The organism is Sodalinema gerasimenkoae IPPAS B-353, assembly GCF_009846485.1.
Taxonomy (GTDB): domain Bacteria; phylum Cyanobacteriota; class Cyanobacteriia; order Cyanobacteriales; family Geitlerinemataceae; genus Sodalinema; species Sodalinema gerasimenkoae.
Genome location: NZ_ML776472.1, coordinates 4,813,484 through 4,835,225, shown reverse-complemented (window position 1 = coordinate 4,835,225; position 21,742 = coordinate 4,813,484). Strand labels below are relative to the sequence as shown.

Here is a 21,742-nt window from a genome sequence, read left to right as displayed (position 1 = left end):
CCGCAATCGGCCAATCGCCTGTATGAGACGATGGGATAAAAAACTGTTGGATTGCTATCAACGATTAACTGTTAACGTTCATTGAATACTGACCTTGGATAATACCTATCAAGACTATTTAGAGCGCATTGCTCATCTGACGACTCCGGCCACTCATGGCAGTAAGCTCGAACATATTGTGGAGTCACCGAAGTTCAGGCCCGCAGAGGATGGCCAACGCCACCCTGTGTCTTTTCCCGGTTATAGCATTATCACGCCGCCGGGAAGGGAGGATCGAGCGAATGCTGAGTTCTATCAGGTGATGGCCGATTGTCAACGTCGCATCGCACAACGTCTTGGGGCCAGTCTGTTTGCGGTGGTTCCCCCGGAGAGTTTTCATGTGACGCTGGCGGATCTAATTTGGGATGGGGCCTATGAGGAAGCCTGCTACGATCCTCAGTTTGATCACAAGCTGCAACAGTGTATTGGGGAGATTTTTGAGCAGATTCAACCTAGCCTCAGCAGTCCTCAATCTCCGCAATGGCAGATGAGCGGTTTGGTAGTGATGCCACGGGCGATCGCCGTCACGCTCAATCCCCGCAATGAGGCGGCCTATGATCGCATTATTGCCCTCCGTCGCGCTCTCTATCAAAGTCGCGCCTTAATGGAGTTGGGCATTGAGCAACAGTATAATCTCACGGCTCATGTCACCTTAGGCTATTTCGGCAGCACCACCGAGCCTCTCGATTGTCCGGCCTTGGCTCAGTTCCTCGATGGTTGTGCTCAGGACGCTATGGCCGCTGCTCCACCCTTTTGGGTCAAACGAGCTGAGTTACGCAAGTTTACAGATATGACCCGTTATGAGCGATCGCCCGATTTCCCGGTCTTGAGTTTATAGCATCTAATCCAACTACCACAGGATAAACTTTTTGTCAAGGGTTTATCCTGTGGTAATTGAGTCTCTACAGGAGAGGTTGAATCTGTTGGCGATAGGCCTGAGCGTCCAAGCCATGGCCCGAAGCCGCGCGGGAAGGGTCAATGTTTTGCCGCAGACGAGCGACACGGTTACGGGTATCGGGGTGGGTATTGAGGAATTGCGGTAAACCCCCACCGCTACTGAGGAGTCGTTCAAAGAAGTTCACCATGCCCACTGGGGCGTAATTCCCCGCCAGTAGAAGTTGTAGTCCCACCTCATCAGCTTCATATTCGGCACTGCGGCTGTTGGGGCGATTAATCACCAATTCATAGGCGATATTCACCAAGACATCAGGATCGACGCCGGTGGCATTGAGAACCCCCTGGGCGATCGCCGCTTGACGTAACCGAGCCAAGACGTGTTTTTCCGTCACATGGGCGATTTCATGGGCAATCACCCCCGCCAATTCCGCCTCGTTATCGGCCCGACGAATCAGTCCCGTATTGACATAGACAAAGCCGCCGAGGGTGGCAAAGGCGTTAATATTATCATCCTCCACCACTTGGAAGGTAAAGGGTAAACTGGGGCGACTGCTCACCCCCACCAGCCGTTGGCCAATGGCATTGACATAGTCATTCACTTGGCGATTATTGTAGACTCGCACATCTCGGACCAGGCGATCATTAATTTGCCGGCCCAGGGCCACCTCCTGTTCATCGGACATTGAGGAAATCTGAATCACCTCAACCACACTGGGGAGGATATCAAACAGAGAAAAGCCGTAGCTTACGGGTGAGGAGACAACAATCACCGAAACAGCCGTCACCAGGGAGAGGGTTCCATAGAGGAGGTGACGGAGTCGGCCAGACAAAACCTTAGAAAACCAAGACATGAGGAGATACTCGCTAATCAATCACGGCAGGGGGAATGGAGACACCCCTACCTGGAATTTAGACGCGATCGCCCCCAAAAAAGTTCATCAAGGGGGGCCAGCAGAGTCTAACCTCCCCTCTGGTTCCACGATGGGGGGAGCCATTGTGCTAGGCTCTGAAGTTGAGTTTTAACCCACATTGGATTTGCAACAACATGAAACTCTTGGACTCAAAGGGTCGTCTATTTGGGAAGATTAGCCTTCTCGACATTGGGGCGATCGCCATTATTTTTTCGGTCTTCGTGGCCGTGTTTCTGGTTCCAGGAACCGGAGGCTCAGTGGCTCAGGTGAACCTCAATACTCGCCCCGTGGAAGTGACGGTTATCGTCCGTGGCTTAAGCGTCTTCGACGCCAATGACTTTGTTGAAAAACTCCGCGACGAAGGAGAAACCAACATTATCATCCGTAACCAGCCCCACGGTAAAATCGATATTCTCAACGTAGAGCGACTCCCCCGCACCCTGGCGATTCCCCAACCCGATGGAACCGTCGCCGCCTTAGAAGATCCGCGATCAGAAGAACTCTATAGTGTGAATCTGATGCTAACCCTGGCCGGGAATGCTCGCATGACGGACAGCGGCCCCGTCTTAGGCAACAGCAAACTAAAAATTGGCACCCCCGTTGAGTTAGAAGGAACTCTGTATAACTTCAATGGTAGCGTCATCAACGTCAACCTAGATCCTTAGTCTAGTCAACTGTACCAACGACCGCTAGGATAGAGCCATTTCCAGGGTGGTTCACACCATCCTCTACCCGATAGAACCTGTTAAGCGTTCACTTGTCCCCATTATCCACGATACCGAGTAGTTTTCCTCATGGCAGTCGATCCCACCACCATCACCCCCATTCAACCGGTCAACCCTGTTCAACCGCCTCCCCAACCCCCCAGCAACAACTCCAAAGATGGCAACAGTCCCATCACCGATCGAGACTATCTCGACAAAATTGTTACCCAAAATACTCGCAAATACACCGTTGCCAAGGCGGAGTTTTCGGTGCCCTGTATGCCCTCGATGGTGGATCAGGCATTGAAACTGCTGCAAGACTACTGTGCCGTACTTGGCAAGCCGGGAACTCCCGAAGAGCAACAGAAGTTGAGAGAGTTTCTCGGGCAGAAGTTGAGAGAAGGGTTTAAGGCATCTCCCCATTCCCGCCTGGTGATGATGTGTGTCCCCGCGAAGCCTGAAGTGGGCCTGCTAGGGGGAGTTTCGATTCAGACGAAGGTGATTTCCGAGTCCTTGAGCGATAAGTACACCACTTGGCCCAAAACCCGTCCAGATCCCCTATTTGGCAGTGAACCAGATTTCAAAGTCATGGATGTCGCCGCCTCCTTGGGGGAAGCGAGTCAGGTACGGGTGTTAGACGTAGGAGCGGGCCCCGGACGCAATAGTTTACCCCTAGCTCGCCGTGGTCATCCGGTTCATGCTCTCGAACTCACGCCGGTGTTTGCCGAGAAACTGGTGCAAGCTGCCAAACCGGAGAATTTACCCATCGAAGTGGCGATCGGCAATGTCTTAGATCCCCTCGTACGGATGCAGCCTTACTACTATCACTATGTGGTTTCCTCTGAGGTGATTTCCCATTTCCGAGATGCCCAAGAGTTACGCCTGTTTTTCGGCAAAATGTCGGATGCTCTCATGACGGGAGGGAAGTTACTGGTGAGTCTATTTTTAACGGAAGGGGGCTATGAACCGACGGATTTGGTACGGGAGTTAGGGGAGGTATCCTTCTCCTCCATCTTCACTCCAGCGGAGTTACGGCAATCCATTGAGGGCTTACCGTTAAAAATGCTCACTGTCGAGGCGGCGTTGGAGTATGAGAAACAGCATTATCAAGGCTCATCCTGGCCTCCCACTCCCTGGTATGAGGGTTGGTGTTCTGGGCGTAACTTGTTCCCGATTGAGAAGAAGCCCCCGACTCAGTTGTATTGGGTGTTAATGGAACGCTCTTAGAGTGCAACCTCTCTAACCTCTCTAACCTCTCGTGTCATGGCTGCGGCCGTGGCACGTTCCCCCGGAGGCTCTGCCTCCCAAACTTTCAAAGTGCCAGCCGTAAGAGAGTTGCCACCAGTTGCTGGAGTTGGCAGCAAATCACAGTCATATATGGGATTTTACTGGATGTGAGCTATAGCAATCGAAGATTGACTTAGGACTCTGAGTTGGGAAAGACTTCCCCACCTATTGCCTATTGCCTGTTGCCTATTGCCTTCTTTTCCCCAGTTTTTTGTCCTATTCAGACCAATTTTTGCTATATCATTTCCAGAGTGGCTCGTAATTTCTCCAAATCAACCCAAATATCGTGACAATGCCGGCCAAAATAGTTGCGTTTATCCTGGAACTGGGGCAGATTGGCTAAATCTTCCCCCAGCAGATAGCCATAATCCAATTGAGCCGCCTGACTGAGTAGCCAGTAAAAGTCCACCACATACTCCGGTGAAAAGATTTCAATCACCGCCGTTCCGGGAGGACAATAGACGAGATTGGTATTCCCCGCTCCATGGGGGGCCACAACCACCTCCGCCGCCGCTAGGGTGGCGACTTGTTCGGGGAAGGAGAGACTTCCGGGGGAAATGGCTTCAAATCCATAGTTCTCCAACAGGCGAATGACGGCCTCTTCGTTGAGAACTTGTCGATAGTTGGTATTTCCTCGACGCAGATAGAGTCGTCGCCGAGGCTGGGGGAGGGGGTGCGGTTGAAAGCTGTCTCGCAGAAATTGACACATCCAAGGGGTTGGGGTGCTATAGCTATCCCCCAACAGGCTGGGAACGAGTAGTTCCTTGGCGGTAATATGACAGCAGTTGCTAAAAAGCAGCTGTTCTTGGCTCAGGTTCAGTTGGGCTAAACTTTGTTGATGGAAGGGATGAATGGGAGCATTCACCACGATGCGAGCGCTCGGGTGAATCTCAAATCCCGCTTGTTGTATAAGGGCCAGTCGGGGTAGAGTATCAAAGGTCCAATGGTAGTAGTTATTGCTAAAACGCTGGGGAATAAAGATGGCGCGATCGCCCAAATCTTGTAAAGACGGTAATTTATCTGGATTCTCAACCGCTCGGGTACAAGATACGGCTGGAATCGATTGATTGTCGGATGTGGCGACACTGGGGTCAAATCGATAATAGGCTCGTCCGTTGGGAATTTGAACCACAAAGGTTTCTGCTAAATAGCGACGACGGGTCAAAAAGCAGGGATGAATTTCGGATTCGATTGTCTTGGGATAGGGCACATCCCACACTTGAGCAGGATGGAGGGAATGCCAATGATATTTATAGTTAGAATTTAAAGGGTACCAACGTTGGGCATTTTTTTCTTGCAGTTGCTTATCAAAATGGCTAGGAAGCTGACCTTCTAAACAGGGTGTAACCCAATTAGAATGTCCTTTTTGCTCAAAGATATGAGCGAGCAATTTATAGATTTTGCGATGGCTCTGACAATAAAGTAGGGCATCCAACGCCGCCTGGATGGCGATGTCATACTGTTGCAGCTTTGCAGCCGCCCAGGCATATTGAATATGAGCCTCGACCCGACTAGGATAGAGATGACGCGCTTTGTCATAGTAAGTCATTGCCTCAGGAAAACGGTTTAAATCATAATAAACGTTCCCCAAGCTGAAGGTCGCCCAACTCGATTCTGAATCCAGAGAAAGGGCAATTTTATAGTATTCAATAGCCCGCTCGTATTCACCCAACTTTCGGTAAGTAATCCCGCTATTTACGGCAGAACTTGGAGTCGGATTAAGGTCTAAGCTCGCCAAGAAACAGGTAAGAGCATACGAGTAAGACCCGGATTCAAGAAAGTGCTTCCCTAGGGGATCATAAAAAGCAGAAGTAGCAAATTCAGGATTTATTTGTCTCAGACGTTCATGATACTCTAATGCTTCAACGGGCTGCTTATTGTGGAAGCACAAAAAAGAAAGATTGTATAAAGCTGGAGCATAGTGAGTATCCAGAGACAAACAGGTTTGATAGTACTGGTGTGCTAGCTCTAGCTGATCGAGAGTTTGATAAAGGAGAGCCACCTGATAGAACAGTGGAGGGCTTTGACTTCCATACTCAATGGCTTTTAAGCCAGCGTTAAGGGCGGCTTGATGGTTTTGGCAAGTGTTAAACACCTCCAGAAGCTGTTCATAGCCCTCCGGGTCAGTGGGAGCGGTGAGAATCGGGACAAAGTGGGGCTGATTCGCAAGGGTCATCACAGACAGATGGCAAGGTCGGGGACAAGGAAAAAATAGGCTCTCGATAGTGTAGTCTGAGAGTTTGAGCCTTGGAAAGTGATCTTAGCGATCGCCCCACCGCAAATTCAACGGTTGCCGAAACCAGATCTATAATTGAGTGCAATTAGACAACAGGCCTCCTGTTGCTGTTGTCCTGTCGCCCTCAGACGCAGCGTCTATTCACCCATGACTAATCCCGCTGACTTCGATCAGTCCGCGAACAGCACCACGGAAGCGTCTCGGGATCCGTCCCCTGATCCAACGCCTGAAGCGAGTTCCGCTCCGGCGACTCCTAGTCAGCCGACACCGCCGCCGGCCGCTGCTGTGAGCCAACCGCCAGAGATGGCTCTCCCGGAACGGGTGAAGCAGTGGTTTATCGCGAGTTCATCGCGTTGGTTTGGCATCTCTCCTGACTATAAAAAGGGGAATCGCTGGTATCAGTCTCAGCAATATGAACAGGCCTTGGGTTGCTATGAGGCGGCCTTGGCCCTGAATCCTCAGTTTCGTCCCGCTTGGGTGCGTTCTGGACAGGCCCTGGCTAAACTCAATCGTGTCCCGGAGGCGATCGCCGCCTATGATCGGGCCCTGGCCCTCAATGCCAATGACCTTTGGGTGTGGTTGTTGCGGGGACGGCTGCTGTTGCAACAGCAGCGGTATGATGAGGCGATCGCCGCTCTGCAACGAGCCAGTGGTTTAGATGAGACTCGCTATGAACCCTGGTACTATCAGGCTCTGGCCTTTGAGGCTCAGGGAAATCTGCAAGGGGCGATCGAAGCCTACGATCGAGCTACACGCTGTAAGACGGATCTACTCCCGGCCTGGTGTCGCTATGGGGATTTGTTGGCCCAGCGGCGTCAGTTCCCCGATGCGGCGATCGCCTATGGCAATGCGACTCACTTTGCACCTCAGGATTGGACGCTGTGGCTGAAACTTGCCGATGCTCAGGAACGCAGTCAAGACCATGAGGCGGCGTTACTGTCTTTGGAACGGGTGTTACAACAGCAACCGGAACGGCTAGAGTTCTGGCTGCAACGGGGACGACTTTTGGAGGCTTTGCAACGCTATACGGAGGCGATCGCCGCCTATGATCGGGCCCTGGGACAAGATCCCAATCAGGTGGAGGCCTGGATTCTCAAGGGAATGGCCATGCGACATCAATGGGGAGAGGCGGCGATCGCCTGTTTTGATCGGGCCCTGGAGTTACACCCCCAATCGGCCTATGCTTGGTACGGCAAAGGGGTGGCGTTATATGAAACGCAACAGTATCCCCAAGCCTTGGAGGCCTATGATCATTCCACTCACCTCAACCCGGATTTAGCCCCCAGTTGGCTCGGTCGCGGTAAGATTCTCTATCATCTCAATCGCGATGCCGATGCGATCGTGGCCTTTGATAATGCGATTCAGATCGAACCCCACTATGCGGAGGCTTGGTACTATCGCGGTGAGGTGTTGGCGAATCTGAAACGCTATGAGACGGCGATCGCCGCCTATGACAAGGTGATCCAGGTGGCCCTACCCCTGGATATGTGGGTCTATCGGGCCTGGCTCAAGAAGGGGGAAGCCTTAGAACAGCTTAAACGGCCCAAGGAGGCGATTCAGGCCTATGCCGAAGCTCAGGGGGTTCAGCCGATGCAAATGTCGGCCCGCTTGAAACAGGGGGCCTGTTTAGAAAGACTGCAACGGTATGATGAGGCCCTGTCGGTGTATGATTTGGCGTTGGCGTTATGGGTGGATCATTTGCCGTTGTGGTTGAAACGGGGCAATGTCCTCTCTCGGTTACAACGCTATCCCGATGCTTTGGCAACTTATGATCGCGCTATTCAACTACAACCGGGGAATTATGAGGCCTGGTTACGCCGCTGTGAGGTGTTGGAAAAACTCAAACGCACTCATGAAGCGTTGCGCTCCTATGCGATCGCCGAGAAACTTAGTCCTGGGGATGAAAGCCTACGCCAACGACGTGCGGCGGTGTTGAAAAGTCTGGAAAAAGAAGGAAAACCGGAACTCTCAGAGGGGACAGAGTAAGATGACGGAGGAGATGGAATCGGTACGGTTTGAGAAAATTCCCAGGTCAACGCATCCGGCGACGGCCCCGGCCTTGGCGATTTATGAGACGGCTTTTCCGTTGAGTGAGCAAATTCCTCGTCCTAAGGTGGAGGAACGCATTGATAGTGGCATTTATGAACTTTGGGTGGGACAACGAGAGGATGAGGTCGTTTTTATGGCAATTTTATATACTCTCCAGAACAGTGATTTGACCTTACTGGGGTATATTGCAACCCATCCCACGGCTCGCAATCAGGGAATTGGCAGTCGCTTTTTTAGGCAGGTGATTGCGGCGTTGCAGGAGCGCGATCGCTATCTGTTGCTAGAGGTTGAAGTGCCCGATGAGGCGGAGCCAATGACCCAACGACGTTATGGGTTTTATCAACGACTGGGGGCGAAGTTTCTCCAGGATGTACGCTATATTTTGCCGCCGCTGTCGGGGGGAGAGCCAACGGAGATGTGTTTGGCGATCGCCCCGGCTTATAAAACTCCCACATTAGGGGGCGATCGGGTTCGTCAACTGCTCTGTCAGTTATTCCAAGACCTGTATGAGCGTCCTCTGAGTGATCCACTCTTACAAACCTGTTTGCAAAATGTCCCAGAAACAGTCTATTTAACGTGAGGATTTTTCAGATGATTTGTCTAAATAGTCTTGATTTTCTAAATAGCTTTCAATGTTGATGATGAGATATTTAAGATAGATAATAACTCGATTTTTTATTCTAAATAACTCTTCAGATGGTATCTCTTTTCCAATTTCGTTAAATGACTTAATTCCATGGGCTAAGTCGTTGCGTTGCCTTTTGATATCTAATAAATCAGCTCCATCACGAGTCATCGGAATAGATTGGCTTGAAAACCCGTAGTTTTTGGCAAGAGTTTTTATTTTTCGAGCATCCACATTCCCAGAAAAAATATCATTTGCATCAAATGTTTCCGCAATAATATCGAGCGAAATTTGGTTGATGCTCTGAATTAGCTTGTCTGGTGATTTATTTCTAAGATTTTTCAAGACAATTAACTTGAGATCTCGCCTAAGATCATCAAAGGAAACAGATTTAGAACTGATATGATCAAAAATATATTGGATTGAACTCCGAATGGTTCCTTCAATCAAGTTATAGAGTAGTAGAAATCCGGCACTTTTTAGAGTTCGCTCAATGTCCTGATTGAAATAAACATCAATGACTGGATTTTGAGACCTAATACGCTCTGGATTATAGGTCTCCCTCTCAAGCTTTTTAAGAAACATGAAATACTGACTAACTTCTACAGCTTTTGGATTAAATTCATAAAACAATTGACTTTTCACGACTCAGCCAAAGCAGCATCTCGAACATACTCAATGCGACGAACAACTTTATTTTTAGAGCTACTTGCATCACTCTTCGTATAAGATTGAAACTCATCCGACTCAAGAAAGTCAAGGGAACGAGGCATCCAATTATCTCGTTGTTGCAAAGCTAATGCCAGTCCCACGGATAATGACTCAAATTTAATGCGAGTAATCGGTCGTATTTTATGTTTGCCAGTCCTTAAGCTATTGGGTTCTAATTCTTCAATCACCGAGAGAACAGATAAAAATGTGTGTCGCAAGTGATTCAAGGTTTCTGTCAAATGTCGTGATTGCTCCAGATCGGCATTTTTAGATTTCAAGTAATCATCAAGGAAGTCATGAACATTACCCGAGAAGGATTGGTAGTTTTCAAGAAATGCAAAAAATCTTAAGACATATTCTTGAGGATCTCGCCGATCAATTGAAGCTTTGGAGAACGAACATAAATGCAAAAAATCTTAAGACATATTCTTGAGGATCTCGCCGATCAATTGAAGCTTTGGAGAACGAACATAGCTCCAAAAAACTTGGGTTTCGTGATAAGTCTTCGATGAGATTGAGGAAAGGTCCTGGCTGACTTCCTTAGCTCCAAAAAACTTGGGTTTCGTGATAAGTCTTCGATGAGATTGAGGAAAGGTCCTGGCTGACTTCCTCGCCGTTTCTCCATGGCATTTAGCTCGATACTACCCGAGTTGATTCGTTCAAACAAATCTCGGCGAACCTCTTCGTCAGCTGTTTCCTTGAGGCGTATCATCCTTAAGGTATTGCGTTGAAAGCGACGCTGTCTTGGTTTTGGCAAGTCTTTGAACTTAAAGTCATTTAACTCGGTTAATTTTTTAAGATTACTGAGTTGGAGTGAATTGGTTAGGAAGCGTTTTAGGGTGCGAATCCGTTGCGTTCCATCAATAATTTCCAAGCGAGCATCATAATCTTCCTCTTCGTGAGAGACTTCGGCAAGAAAAATATAAGGAATCGGGAGTCCAAGTAAAATTGATTCAATAAATTTAGACTGATGATCTTCATCCCAGGCCATCTCCCGTTGATAGTCAGGAATGAAGATCTCATTGGTATCGTCTTCTAGCCCATTACAGTACTTTTGGACAATCACTTCAATAGGATATTCAAGTGTATTGTAATCGACTTGCTTGGCTTTGTCGCGAATCTGGGCTTCGGCGGCTTGTTGCTGGCTTTCGGTTATCGATGAGAGTGTGACCATGATTAGCCTTGACTAGCAGTTAGGGCGGTCTATCATAAATGTTGGTGTGCTGTCATCCTGTTTCCCGTTACCGTTCAATTGGCTCTTTCCCCGACACCACTGGAGCGATGTTACTTAACTGTAACTTGGGATGGTCTGCCTGAACCTGAGCCACATTCCACTCATTGCGGAACAACAACACCGGACGCTCCCAACTGTCCTTCACCGCAGCGGTGTTAAAAATTCGTCCCGCTTCCTCCAGGGCCGGCCAACCCCCCTGAACCCAACGGGCCACGGTAAAGGGTAACAGTTCCAAACGAGTATCCACCCCATACTCGGTTTCCATACGGAATTGAACCACCTCAAATTGCAGTTGGCCCACCGCCGCCAGAATGGGATCTCGTTTCGACTCATCCACGGAATACATAATCTGCACGGCCCCCTCTTCCCGCAGTTCTGCCACCCCTTTCCGGAATTGCTTAAACTTAGAGGGGTTCACATTCCGCAGATAGGCGAAGATTTCTGGTGAGAAACAGGGAATCCCTTCATATTCCAATTTCTTACCGTTATAAATGGTGTCACCAATGGCAAACATTCCTGGATTGTTTAAGCCGATGACATCTCCAGGATACGCGGTATCTAGGGATTCTCGCCCTTGAGCAAAGAGTTTTTGGGGACGAGACAGACGCACGGTTTTGCCGGTTCTGGCATGTTGTACGGTCATGTCTTTCTCGAACTTACCACTACAGACTCGCACAAAGGCCACGCGATCGCGGTGTTTGGGGTCCATGTTGGCTTGCAACTTAAAGACAAACCCCGTGAACTCAGGATAGGTGGGGTCAATGTCATCCTGGGTACTGTGGCGAGGATAGGGTTTGAGGGAATAGTCCACAAAGGCATCGAGGAAGAGCTGCACCCCAAAGTTGGTCATGGCACTGCCGAAAAAGACAGGGGTGAGTTGGCCGGCGTGAATGGCCTCTAAGTCAAAGTCTGTTCCGAGTTCGTCGAGGATTTCAATTTCATCCTTGAGTTGATGATAGAGTTCGGGATCAATTAAGTCCGCTAAACGGGGATCTCCCAGTTCGAATACGGTATCTTCGGCCGCTTTAGTTCCGTGGGCCGTGCGTTTGAAGAGATGGACTTTCCCTTGACGGCGATCATAAACTCCGGTGAAGCGATCGCCACTGCCGATGGGCCACGTCACCGGATAGGTGGCTAATCCCAGTTCTTGTTCAATCTCATCAAGGAGTTCGAGAGGATCGCGACTGGGACGATCCATTTTATTGATAAAGGTAAAAATGGGGAGCGATCGCATCCGACAGACTTCAAACAACTTACGCGTCTGGGGTTCCAACCCCTTGGCGGCATCTTCCAACATCACCGCATTATCGGCCGCCGTCAGGGTGCGATAGGTATCTTCGCCGAAGTCTTGGTGTCCGGGAGTGTCGAGGAGATTAATATGATGGTCTTTATAGAGGAACTGCAACACCGTTGAGGTGATGGAAATCCCCCGCTGTTGTTCCATGGCCATCCAGTCTGATGTGGCGTGACGCTGCGATCGCCGCGACTTCACGGCCCCCGCTTCATGAATCGCCCCCCCATACAGCAACACTTTCTCAGTGAGGGTGGTTTTCCCGGCGTCAGGGTGGGAGATAATTGCAAAGGTACGTCGAGTATCGATCGCCTCTTGCAGTTCGGTTCGCAGCTCGTCGCTCATGAATAGCTCTAGGAAGGGAAAACTGAGATAAATCTGTTCTACAGTTGCCTTAAACTGACCGGGCAACAACCCCACCAGTTTAACAAACTCTCGCCCCCTATTGCCTTCCCCTCCTGGGAGGGGCAGGGGTGGGTTATGCCTGTTCCCTGTTCCCTATTCCCTGTTCCCTGTTCCCTATTCCCTGTTCCCTGTTCCCCATTCCCCATGTCCCCCATCATCTTTTGCGATTTCGACGGAACCATCACCCTTGAAGATACCTTCGTCTCCACCGTTGAACGATTTGCCCCAGAAGCAGCAAGCCGCATCCTACCTCAAATCTACAGTCTCAGCCTCAGTCTACAGGAGGGCGTACATCAAATGCTCGAAGCCATCCCCTCCGCCTGTTACCCAGAAATTATTAAGTTGGCCCACACCTATGAGATACGACCGGGTTTCGTGGAACTCCTAGATTTCCTCGATGAACATCATGTTCCCTTAGTCGTAGTATCTGGAGGGGTTCAAGGGGTTGTCGAAGGGGTATTAGGAGACTTAAGCCAACGGGTGCGAGGCATCCATGCCGTGAAATTGCAAACTCACGGAACTTACTGTTTTCCGTACTCTGACTTCGAAGGCGAGGGGGAAATGGTCAATAAACTGGCTGTGATTGAGCATTATGGAGAACCCGATTGGATTCTGATTGGGGATTCCGTCACCGATCTCAAGGCGGCCCTGGCGGCCCCTCGGGTGTTTGCCCGCGATCGCCTCTGCCGTTATCTTGCTGAACGCGGTGTAACTTACGATTCGTTTGAGACATTTACGCAAGTTCGCGATCGCCTATCCCAAGTTTGGAGATAAGACCCGCGTATTCTACGATCTTGGCTCGGATGACAGCCATAATTTTTTATGTGATCCAGCTTACAGTTTGATGACTTCACGATTTGCGGTATGACCTTTGTTCTCGCAAATTGTGAATTTTTTGTGAAGATTGAGTCAGGACGGCAAGGGGAATCTGACAAATTATTGAGTATTCTGACCGATTTGTGAATTTCTCTTAATAAAAATGATACAGGACTTGCTGAAGTCATCTATTTAACCGTAATTTAAGATCAAGGGCGATCGTAGGGTCATTATGATATATTCGGAAAGCAAGCCCATTTGCCTCGAAGATATGTCTGGATCCTTTCCACTTAATCCTCCCTTTGATAGTTTAGGAGGCGATCAATCCATTGTTAGTCCTTTGACCTTAAACCTGTCTCCTTGGCGCAGTCTCCTGGATGCTGGGTTAGAGGCAATGCTAGTTCTAGACGATGATGGCAGCATTCTAGAGGTGAATGAAGCCGCCTGTGAATTATTCGTCCGCTCTCGGAGTGAGTTGCTGAAGTCCTCAATCGATGCGATCACTGAACCTGGGTTTGATTTTGCTGAAATCCAACAAAAACTTCAAGACCATGGAAAGATTCAGGGCGCCTTTTGCGTCATTTATGGTGAACGGGAGATTCGCGAAGTTGACTATGCTATTAGCTACCATGTCATCGGTGAGTATCACGTTTTGACCCTGAAAGATGTTAGCGAAACTAGACAGGCTCAGCAAGAGGTCAAACAGCTTCAGAAACAACTTCGTGATCAAGCACAACGGCATCAGATCGAACTGACTAAAATCCAGTCCCAACTTGAGGCAACGCAACAACTCATCTCCCGAGTTGCCACCAACCCGAAACCCCTCCCCTCACAGCCTGAGCATTCTCTCCAGGAGATCTCTCGCCATATTCCTGGGGTGATTTATCAGTTTCGGATGCGCCCAGATGGCAGTTTTCATTTTCCCTATGCCAGTGAAGGAATCCGAGACATTTATGGCGTTAGTCCTGAAGCAGTGCAAGAGGATGCAGAGCCGGTTTTTGCCATTGTACATCCGGATGATCTAGCTGCCATGAGTCAGTCGATTCATCTGTCCAAAGAGACCGGTATCCCTTGGTATTGTGAGTATCGCGTCATCAAAGAAGAGGGACGTATTGTCTGGTTGCTAGGTCATGCAACACCCCGCTCTCTCCCCGATGGAAGTACCATCTGGTATGGCTATATCCACGATATTACCCGACAGAAAGAGCTGGAAGCTCATCAAAGTCGTTTGCTGGCAATTTTAGAAAGCACGTCTGATTTTATTGGAACCGCTAATGCGGCGGGGAACATTCTTTATCTCAATCGTACCTGGCAAAACTTTTATGATGATTTAGCCAAAATTCCGAAACGGTTAGACGAAACTTGTCCCCCTTGGGTTTTGGAGCTAATTTTTGAGGAAGGATTGCCTGAAGCACGTCGTTTAGGACTTTGGCAGGGAGAAACTGCCATCTTAACTGCTGACGGTGAAGAGATTCCCGTTGAACAGTTGATTATGCACCATGTGGGGGAGTCTGATGAAGAAGACTATTTCTCAACGATTATCCGGGATATCCGCGATCGCCACAGCAAAGAGCTGGAACTGCAAAACCTGACTCAACAACTTAGAGAAGCTCAAGAATTAGGTCATATTGGGGATTGGTCTTTTGATATTCAAACTCAAGACATCACTTGGTCTGATGAGGTCTTTCGTATTTTTGGCATGAGTCCTAACCAAGGGGAGCCGACGTTTGAGGAACATATCCAGCAAATTCATCCTGATGATCGTCCTTACTTCATCGATTGTGCGACTCAAGCACAGCAAGGAATTCCACAAGATTTTGATGTTCGCATTGTCAAACCGACTGGAGACATTGCCTATATCAACAGTCGCATCCGGACTGAATTTGACGGGAAGAAACTCACCAAATTATTTGGGATTATTATTGATATCACAGACCGTAAACAGATCGAGGAAGAACTACGACAAAAAGAACAGCAAACTCGTGCATTACTACATGCTATCCCCGATATGATGTTTCGGTACAGCCCTGAGGCGGTATTTCTCGACTATAAACCCTCCCGAGATGTGGCAGCATATCAAGATCCCAACGACTTTATTGGTAAACAGATTGATGAAATTTTTCCGAAACCTTTTGCAGAAAACGTTAAACAAATCATTGCTAAGACTTTCAGTTCAGGGGAACCACAAGCATTTGAATATCAGTTGCCTGTACCGGGAATGAGACAGGATTTTGAAGCTCGCTTTGTCAAAGTAAATGATAAGGAAGTCTTATCATTGATTCGAGATATCAGCGATCGCAAAAGAGCAGAGATAGAAGTTCAAGAACTTCTGACACGGACTCAAATTTTGGGTGCGATCAGCCTAAAAGTCCGCAATTCTTTAGAGTTAGACATTCTAATTGATAACGTTGTTGCTGTTGTCTATGACCATTTAGATGTTGATATTTGCACCTTTGGCTGGTACGAGGATGAAGGCAGTAAGTCCTTCTGGAATGTTGTCAAGGAACGGAAAAAAGCTGAACTTCCTGGCTGGCTGGGACGACATATTACTGATGATTTTCCTATTTTGCTGTCTTTTATCCTCGGCAATCAAATTTATCAAGTCGATTCCGTCTCCAATTCAACCGATCCAGGTCTAAAAGATTTTTGTAATCCCTGTCATATAGAATCATATTACTTTCTCCCCATTCATACGCTAAGTGGACGAATTGGCGGAATTGAGATTGGCTATATCGAGCGACAAACAGCTTGGAAACCGGAAGATATTCAACTTCTACAAGAGATTGCCAATCAAGTGGCGATCGCCATCCAACAAGCCGACCTCTATCACGAGGCCCAAAACAAAAGCCAAGAACTCAGCCAAGCCTACCGTCAACTCCAAGACACTCAAATTCAGTTACTCCAAGCCGAAAAAATGTCCAGCTTGGGGCAGTTGGTTGGGGGAATTGCCCATGAAATCAACAATCCTGTTAGCTTTATCTATGGAAATCTCGACTATGCCGCTGAATACTCAGAGGGGTTGATTGAACTGCATCGCCGCTATCGCCAGATCTATCCTGAGCCAGTCTCGGAGATTCTGGAGTACTGTCAGTCCATTGACTTGGAGTTTCTGGTGGACGATTTTCCCAAAATCATTCAGTCCATGAAATACGGTGCAACGCGGATTCGTGACATTGTTAAATCGTTGCGGACATTTTCTCGTCTAGATGAGTCTAGTGTCAAGGAAGTTGAACTTCATGAAAACTTAGATAGCACTCTGGTTCTTTTGCAAAATCGATTACATCAGGGTGGTTCTGAGCAGGAAATTGCAGTTATCAAAAACTATGGCGATCTTCCTCAGATTTCCTGTTATAGCGGCTTGCTGAATCAAGTTTTTATGAACTTGCTCATGAATGCCATTGATGCCATTGAAGTTGAGCGCCATCGCCAAGAACCTGCATCACCAAGGGACTATCACGGAGAAATCACGATTACAACGACAGTTGTTGACAATGACTCGATTCAAATCAGCATCCGTGATAACGGCTGTGGAATGACTCCAGCCACTCAAGAAAAGATATTTAATCCCTTTTTTACAACCAAACCTATTGGCATGGGAACGGGCATGGGATTACCCACCAGTTATCAAATTATCACTCAGTCGCATCAAGGCAAACTTTACTGCAACTCGTCCCTCGGTCAAGGAACAGAATTTGTCATTGAACTGCCGACAAACATTGGCGTGACTGTGAGTCCTAAGTTGTAGAGCTATAGCAATCAAACATGTTACGATACAAGCTAAAGTTTAAAATCAACGTCACATGTCGGGTAACGTCCAGGAGACCCCCCCCAGCCACGAAGATACCTCTAATCCCAAGTCTCTGGACTCGGCTCAACTGACATCGCTCTTTGAGGCGGCCCCGGATGCCATGGTGGTTCTCGATGATGAGGGAACGTATGTAGAGGCCAACGCAGCGGCCTGCGAACTCTTTGGCCTGCCACGAGAGCAATTATTGCAAACCTCCATTGCCGACTTTGCTGAACCAGGATTCGACTTTCAGCAAGCTTGGGACTATCTCCTCTCCCATGGTCAAGCACGGGGGGAATTTCGCCTGTTACGTCCCGATGGTGAATTACGTGCAGTGGACTATGCGGCCACCGCCAATTTTAGCCCCCATCGTCATCTCTCCGTCTTACGGCCGATTATCAGACACCACTCCCGTTCTCATCACGCGCCCGCTCGACAACGACATCTTGTGGAGATTGTTGAGCGCACCTCAGATCTGATTGGGACAGCAGATGCTCAGGGCAACATTTTTTTTGTGAATGAAGCCTGGCAGACTTATTTCGATCAGGGAACTCTCGAAAGTAGTCATATTTCTAGCTTTCATCCGTCCTGGGCTTTGGAGATCATTCTCAAACAGGGTCTTCCGGAAGCTCAAACCTCGGGAATTTGGCGGGGTGAAACGGCAATTTTAGCCCGAGGAGAAGAAGTTCCCGTCGAACAGTTAATTATGTATCATCCCGGAGATCTCGGAGAGCCACCCTTTTTCTCCACCATTATGCGGGATATCCGCGATCGCAAAGCGGATGAACAAGCACGCCAACAGCTGACAGAAGAACTCCAAAAAGCGCAAGCCATTGCCCACATTGGGAGTTGGTCGTTTGACATGAGAACCGACATAATCACCTGGTCGGAGGAGACGTTTCGTATTTTTGGTCTTGATCCCCATCAAGAGGAACCGAGCTTCCCTGAGTTAGTTAATCAGATTCACCCATCGGATCGCCCCCTATTTTTGTCCCGAGTCAATGCCGCACGGGATCAAGGCCAACCTCAGGCATTCGATTATCGCATTCTACGCTCCAAGGGAGACATCGCCTATATCAGTAACCGCACCGAAGTCGAGATGAAAGAGGGAGAGGTCGTCCGGCTCTTTGGGACTGTGTGGGATATTTCCGATCGCAAGTCCGCTGAACTGGAACTAGAACGGTTTTTTAATATCTCCCTAGATCTCCTCTGTATCGCCGACTTTTCAGGACGATTTCGGCGAGTTAATCCCAGTTGGCAACGGGTTCTGGGCTATGATATCAGCGAATTAGAACAATTTAATCTTTTGGACTTGGTTCATCCTGATGATATTACCATTACCGTAGAAACTTTGGGGGGCTTAGCCGAGAATCAACCTATTTCCGAATTTGTCAATCGTTATCGTACGAAAAGCGGCGACTATCGCTACATTGAATGGTTAGCTGCTCCTGAAGGAGACTTGATTTATGCCGCAGCGCGAGATATTACAGAACGCAAAACAACTGAAGCCGAAGTTCAAGAACTCCTGAGTCGTACCCAAATCTTAAGTGACATTACTCAAGCAATTCGTAATTCTTTGGACTTAAAGGTCATTGTCCAAAATGCAGTGACTGCGATTTTTGATGAAATCGAGGTAGATATTTGTACGTTTGGCTGGTGCCGTCAAACCGATAGCTCTGATGAGTCAAGTCCACGGGTTGAGATACAAGTTTTAGTGCAGAAAAAACATCCCAAAATCAAGGATTGGCTCGGGACTCATATCTTAGAAGGATTTGTTACAGTCTATGATTCAATTCTACGCAACACTCCCTATTATTTGAATTCTGTTGATGATTGCACTGATGAAGACTTCAAACGTATCTGTCGTGAAACGGGAATCAATAGCTATTGCTGCCTACCCATTTGTAGCATCAACGGCTATTGGGGAATCTTTGAACTATCACGGATTAGTAATGACTCTCATTGGGATGAGGATGAGATGGAATTGCTCAGTGAAATCAGCAACCAAATTGCGATCGCGATTCAGCAAGCAGAACTCTATCAAGAAGCCCAAAGTAAGAGTGAGGAACTCAGCCGTGCTTATCGGGAGTTACAAGATACTCAAGTGCAGTTAGTGCAAGCTGAGAAAATGTCTAGCTTAGGACAACTCGTTGCCGGAATTGCCCATGAAATCAATAATCCTGTTAATTTTATTTACGGTAATTTGCAATATACACATGAATATGCAAGTAGCTTACTAGAATTAGTGGAGGCTTATCAACAGCATTATCCTAATCCCCCGGGGGCGATCGCCCAGTTCATCGATGAGATTGAACTTGACTTTCTCAAAGACGACTTCCATCAACTGATTACCTCCATGCGGAACGGCGCCACACGCATTCGAGATATTGTCAAATCCCTGCGAACGTTCTCCCGCTTAGATGAAGCCGAACTCAAAGCCGTGGATTTACATGAAAATCTTGATAGCACCTTAGTGATTCTGCAAAATCGGCTCAAAGGTCATGGGGATCACCCCGGAATTAAGATTATTAAAAACTACGGGCAACTGCCAAACGTAGAATGTTACAGTGGCTTACTCAATCAGGTATTTATGAATCTATTGGTCAATGCTATTGATGCGATCGACCAACGAAAAGAAAGCCTTACCCTTGAGCAACAAGTGGTCTATCAGGGCTGCATTACAATTACGACTCGCATAGACAACCATCAGGTTTACCTATCAATTCGAGATAATGGAGTTGGCATGAGTCGCCAAGTTCGAGAGCAGATTTTCAATCCCTTTTTTACTACTAAGCCAGTCGGAACCGGAACGGGAATGGGACTGCCGACCAGCTATCAGATTATTAGCAAATACCACAATGGAGAACTAATCTGTAACTCAACGCTAGGAGCAGGAACCGAACTGATTATTCAACTTCCTGCCATGCCCAGGGGTTAGACTAGAACCGTTATAACAAGTCCCTCACGACAGGAATTTTCCCAAGTTTAACGGGCCATTGTTCATTATTGTTTGCTAACTCTCATGTCCACACCCCAATTTCCCCGCATCCCCCTCGTGCGATCGCTCGCCCCACAACAGACTCAAGACGGCTCATTTACCTTTTTCTCCCAAGAATTTGGAGAATTATTCCATTCCCATCATGGCGCAAAACAGGAAGCCGAACAGAAGTTCGTCCACCCCACACGCTTGAGAGAACAGGCCCACATCCATGATGTCCTGTACCTTCTCGATGTTTGTTACGGCCTAGGCTACAACAGCGCCGCCGCCATTGACGCCATTTGGGACGCTAACCCCCGCTGTCGCATTGTCTTAGTCGGGTTAGAGTTAGACCGCGTCGTTCCCAAAGCCGCCGTTCATGAAGACTTACTCGATTGTTGGTCCAATGACGTGCAGTGGCGTTTAGCCGACTTAGCACAAGAGCACCAGTTTGAGGATGCTCGTTTGAGTGCGAACTTATACTTTGGGGATGCGCGATCGCAGATTCAGGACCTATGCGAAAGCGGCTTTCAGGCCAACGGTATTTTCCTCGATCCCTTTTCCCCCCCAACCTGTCCCGAATTATGGACCGTGGACTTTCTAAAAAAACTTGGGGAGTGTCTGGGGCCCAAGGGTTACCTAGCGACCTATTCCTGTTCCGCCGCCATCCGCAGCGCCTTACAGGAGATTGGTCTGCAAATCGGCTCAACCCACCCCGTTGGCCGTAAAAGTCCAGGAACCGTCGCCATTTGGGGCGATCACCCTCTCCCCCCCCTCTCCCTCCAAGAACAAGAACACCTACAAACCCGAGCCGCAATTCCCTATCGAGACCCCCGCCTCAGCGATTCCCGAGACCTCATCCAAGAACGCCGCCGTCAAGAACAAGCCGAATCCAACCTAGAACCCACCAGTCACTGGAAAAAACGCTGGGCCGCCGTCAACTGAAGACCCACCCCGCCCTGACGGGCACCCCTCCCAAGAGGGGATGACTTATACCATTAACTTCTTCCTCCTCTTCCTCCGTGTCCTCTGTGCCTCTGTGGTGATTCTCCTCCGTATTTTCTTTGTTACCCTAGACCCAGACAAAAGTTCAAAACAACTATGATTCAAACCATTACAAAACCCATTTCCTTCGATGAATTTGTGGACTGGTATCCCCAAGATTCCGCCTGCAAATACGAACTCTACGACGGAACCATTGTCGAAATGCCCTTAGCCACTGGAACCCACTCCAACATCACCGGATTTATCACCGGTGAACTCCATTTTGAAATCAGACGGCTCAAATTACCATACTCAATTCCCGGTGATTGTTTGTTGAAACCCGTCGAGACCGAATCAGGATATCAGCCCGATGTAACTGTTTTAGATAAAGAGGCGTTAAATCAAGAACCCCGTTGGCAAAAGGAGTCAATTGTAACCCTGGGGAGTTCCATACGACTGGTGGTTGAAGTGGTTAGCCAGAATTGGCAGAATGATTATATGAGGAAGCTGGCGGATCATGAAGTGATGGGGATACCAGAATATTGGATTGTGGATTATCTAGGATTGGGAGGACGGCGGTTTATTGGTAATCCTAAATCGCCGACTCTTTCGGTTTATACGATGGTTGATGGAGAGTATGAAGTCCAGCAATTTCGGGGAGACGACCGGGTGGAATCGTTGACATTTCCTGAACTGGAATTAACCGTTAAGGATATTTTTGAAAATCCCTAGGAGCGAACCGCACAAGAGAGGGAAAGAAAACCTATACTGGATGAAAGGATGAGTGGA

General features: G+C 48.4%; 16 protein-coding genes. 10 read left to right on the top strand and 6 right to left on the bottom strand.

From position 1 onward, the window contains the following. The first annotated feature begins 94 nt into the window (after positions 1-94). The gene (locus tag L855_RS20995; RefSeq protein WP_159790857.1) at positions 95-877 is read left to right on the top strand and encodes a DUF1868 domain-containing protein; all 783 of its coding nucleotides are present in this window, start codon (positions 95-97) and stop codon (positions 875-877) included. 64 nt (positions 878-941) lie between these two features. Here the strand turns inward: L855_RS20995 and L855_RS20990 are convergent, their stop codons facing one another. Continuing rightward, complete coding sequence (locus tag L855_RS20990) at positions 942-1,787, bottom strand: M48 family metallopeptidase (protein ID WP_159790856.1); 846 nt, start codon at positions 1,785-1,787, stop codon at positions 942-944. A gap of 194 nt (positions 1,788-1,981) precedes the next feature. Here L855_RS20990 and L855_RS20985 point away from each other — a divergent pair, with 194 nt between their 5' ends. Further along, positions 1,982-2,512, top strand: coding sequence for a DUF4330 domain-containing protein (locus L855_RS20985; protein WP_159790855.1), 531 nt, complete (start codon positions 1,982-1,984; stop codon positions 2,510-2,512). Between the two features lie 129 nt (positions 2,513-2,641). After that, entirely contained in the window at positions 2,642-3,778 is a 1,137-nt protein-coding gene (locus tag L855_RS20980) for a class I SAM-dependent methyltransferase (RefSeq protein ID WP_159790854.1), read from the top strand. A 295-nt stretch (positions 3,779-4,073) separates the two neighbouring features. Here L855_RS20980 and L855_RS20975 read toward each other — a convergent pair whose 3' ends face one another. Continuing rightward, entirely contained in the window at positions 4,074-6,014 is a 1,941-nt protein-coding gene (locus L855_RS20975) for a glycosyltransferase 61 family protein (protein ID WP_159790853.1), read from the bottom strand. 207 nt (positions 6,015-6,221) lie between these two features. Between L855_RS20975 and L855_RS20970 the strand changes: the two genes are divergently transcribed. Together L855_RS20970 and L855_RS20965 are read left to right on the top strand one after the other, a co-directional pair. Then, positions 6,222-8,060 (top strand): tetratricopeptide repeat protein, encoded by a 1,839-nt coding sequence (locus L855_RS20970; RefSeq protein ID WP_159790852.1) that lies wholly within the window; start codon positions 6,222-6,224, stop codon positions 8,058-8,060. Position 8,061: 1 nt separating this feature from the next. After that, entirely contained in the window at positions 8,062-8,703 is a 642-nt protein-coding gene (locus L855_RS20965; protein WP_159790851.1) for a GNAT family N-acetyltransferase, read from the top strand. Here L855_RS20965 and L855_RS20960 read toward each other — a convergent pair. The 4 genes from L855_RS20960 to prfC form a co-directional block, all read right to left on the bottom strand. Then, on the bottom strand, positions 8,695-9,393 hold the full coding sequence (locus L855_RS20960; RefSeq protein WP_159790850.1) for an MAE_28990/MAE_18760 family HEPN-like nuclease: 699 nt from the start codon (positions 9,391-9,393) through the stop codon (positions 8,695-8,697). The genes L855_RS20965 and L855_RS20960 overlap by 9 nt on opposite strands. Further along, complete coding sequence (locus L855_RS22095) at positions 9,390-9,677, bottom strand: hypothetical protein (RefSeq protein ID WP_159790849.1); 288 nt, start codon at positions 9,675-9,677, stop codon at positions 9,390-9,392. Before L855_RS22095 ends, L855_RS20960 begins: the two co-directional genes overlap by 4 nt. A 227-nt stretch (positions 9,678-9,904) precedes the next feature. After that, positions 9,905-10,633 (bottom strand): DUF262 domain-containing protein, encoded by a 729-nt coding sequence (locus tag L855_RS22090; protein WP_246199330.1) that lies wholly within the window; start codon positions 10,631-10,633, stop codon positions 9,905-9,907. 67 nt (positions 10,634-10,700) lie between these two features. Next, complete coding sequence (gene prfC, locus L855_RS20945) at positions 10,701-12,329, bottom strand: peptide chain release factor 3 (RefSeq protein ID WP_159791234.1); 1,629 nt, start codon at positions 12,327-12,329, stop codon at positions 10,701-10,703. 204 nt (positions 12,330-12,533) lie between these two features. Here prfC and L855_RS20940 point away from each other — a divergent pair, with 204 nt between their 5' ends. The 5 genes from L855_RS20940 (at position 12,534) to L855_RS20920 (ending at position 21,685) form a co-directional block, all read left to right on the top strand. Then, entirely contained in the window at positions 12,534-13,163 is a 630-nt protein-coding gene (locus L855_RS20940; protein ID WP_159790848.1) for an HAD-IB family phosphatase, read from the top strand. 313 nt (positions 13,164-13,476) lie between these two features. After that, entirely contained in the window at positions 13,477-16,950 is a 3,474-nt protein-coding gene (locus L855_RS20935) for a PAS domain S-box protein (protein WP_159790847.1), read from the top strand. Between the two features lie 55 nt (positions 16,951-17,005). Further along, positions 17,006-19,930, top strand: coding sequence for a PAS domain S-box protein (locus tag L855_RS20930; RefSeq protein ID WP_159790846.1), 2,925 nt, complete (start codon positions 17,006-17,008; stop codon positions 19,928-19,930). 84 nt (positions 19,931-20,014) lie between these two features. Then, positions 20,015-20,914, top strand: coding sequence for a tRNA (5-methylaminomethyl-2-thiouridine)(34)-methyltransferase MnmD (locus L855_RS20925; RefSeq protein ID WP_159790845.1), 900 nt, complete (start codon positions 20,015-20,017; stop codon positions 20,912-20,914). A 156-nt stretch (positions 20,915-21,070) separates the two neighbouring features. Next, positions 21,071-21,685 carry a Uma2 family endonuclease gene (locus L855_RS20920; protein ID WP_159790844.1) on the top strand — a complete coding sequence of 205 codons (615 nt, stop codon included), beginning with the start codon at positions 21,071-21,073 and terminating at the stop codon, positions 21,683-21,685. Positions 21,686-21,742 lie beyond the last annotated feature (57 nt).

Excerpts from the sequence above, each read along its gene's own strand:
- L855_RS22090 (WP_246199330.1), bottom strand. The coding sequence starts at position 10,633 with ATGGTCACACTCTCATCGATAACCGAAAGCCAGCAACAAGCCGCCGAA.
- L855_RS20920 (WP_159790844.1), top strand. The coding sequence starts at position 21,071 with ATGATTCAAACCATTACAAAACCCATTTCCTTCGATGAATTTGTGGAC.
- L855_RS20965 (WP_159790851.1), top strand. The coding sequence starts at position 8,062 with ATGACGGAGGAGATGGAATCGGTACGGTTTGAGAAAATTCCCAGGTCA.
- L855_RS20940 (WP_159790848.1), top strand. The coding sequence starts at position 12,534 with ATGTCCCCCATCATCTTTTGCGATTTCGACGGAACCATCACCCTTGAA.
- L855_RS20935 (WP_159790847.1), top strand. The coding sequence starts at position 13,477 with ATGTCTGGATCCTTTCCACTTAATCCTCCCTTTGATAGTTTAGGAGGC.
- L855_RS20985 (WP_159790855.1), top strand. The coding sequence starts at position 1,982 with ATGAAACTCTTGGACTCAAAGGGTCGTCTATTTGGGAAGATTAGCCTT.
- L855_RS20970 (WP_159790852.1), top strand. The coding sequence starts at position 6,222 with ATGACTAATCCCGCTGACTTCGATCAGTCCGCGAACAGCACCACGGAA.
- L855_RS20980 (WP_159790854.1), top strand. The coding sequence starts at position 2,642 with ATGGCAGTCGATCCCACCACCATCACCCCCATTCAACCGGTCAACCCT.
- L855_RS20975 (WP_159790853.1), bottom strand. The coding sequence starts at position 6,014 with ATGACCCTTGCGAATCAGCCCCACTTTGTCCCGATTCTCACCGCTCCC.
- L855_RS20925 (WP_159790845.1), top strand. The coding sequence starts at position 20,015 with ATGTCCACACCCCAATTTCCCCGCATCCCCCTCGTGCGATCGCTCGCC.
- prfC (WP_159791234.1), bottom strand. The coding sequence starts at position 12,329 with ATGAGCGACGAGCTGCGAACCGAACTGCAAGAGGCGATCGATACTCGA.
- L855_RS20990 (WP_159790856.1), bottom strand. The coding sequence starts at position 1,787 with ATGTCTTGGTTTTCTAAGGTTTTGTCTGGCCGACTCCGTCACCTCCTC.
- L855_RS20930 (WP_159790846.1), top strand. The coding sequence starts at position 17,006 with ATGTCGGGTAACGTCCAGGAGACCCCCCCCAGCCACGAAGATACCTCT.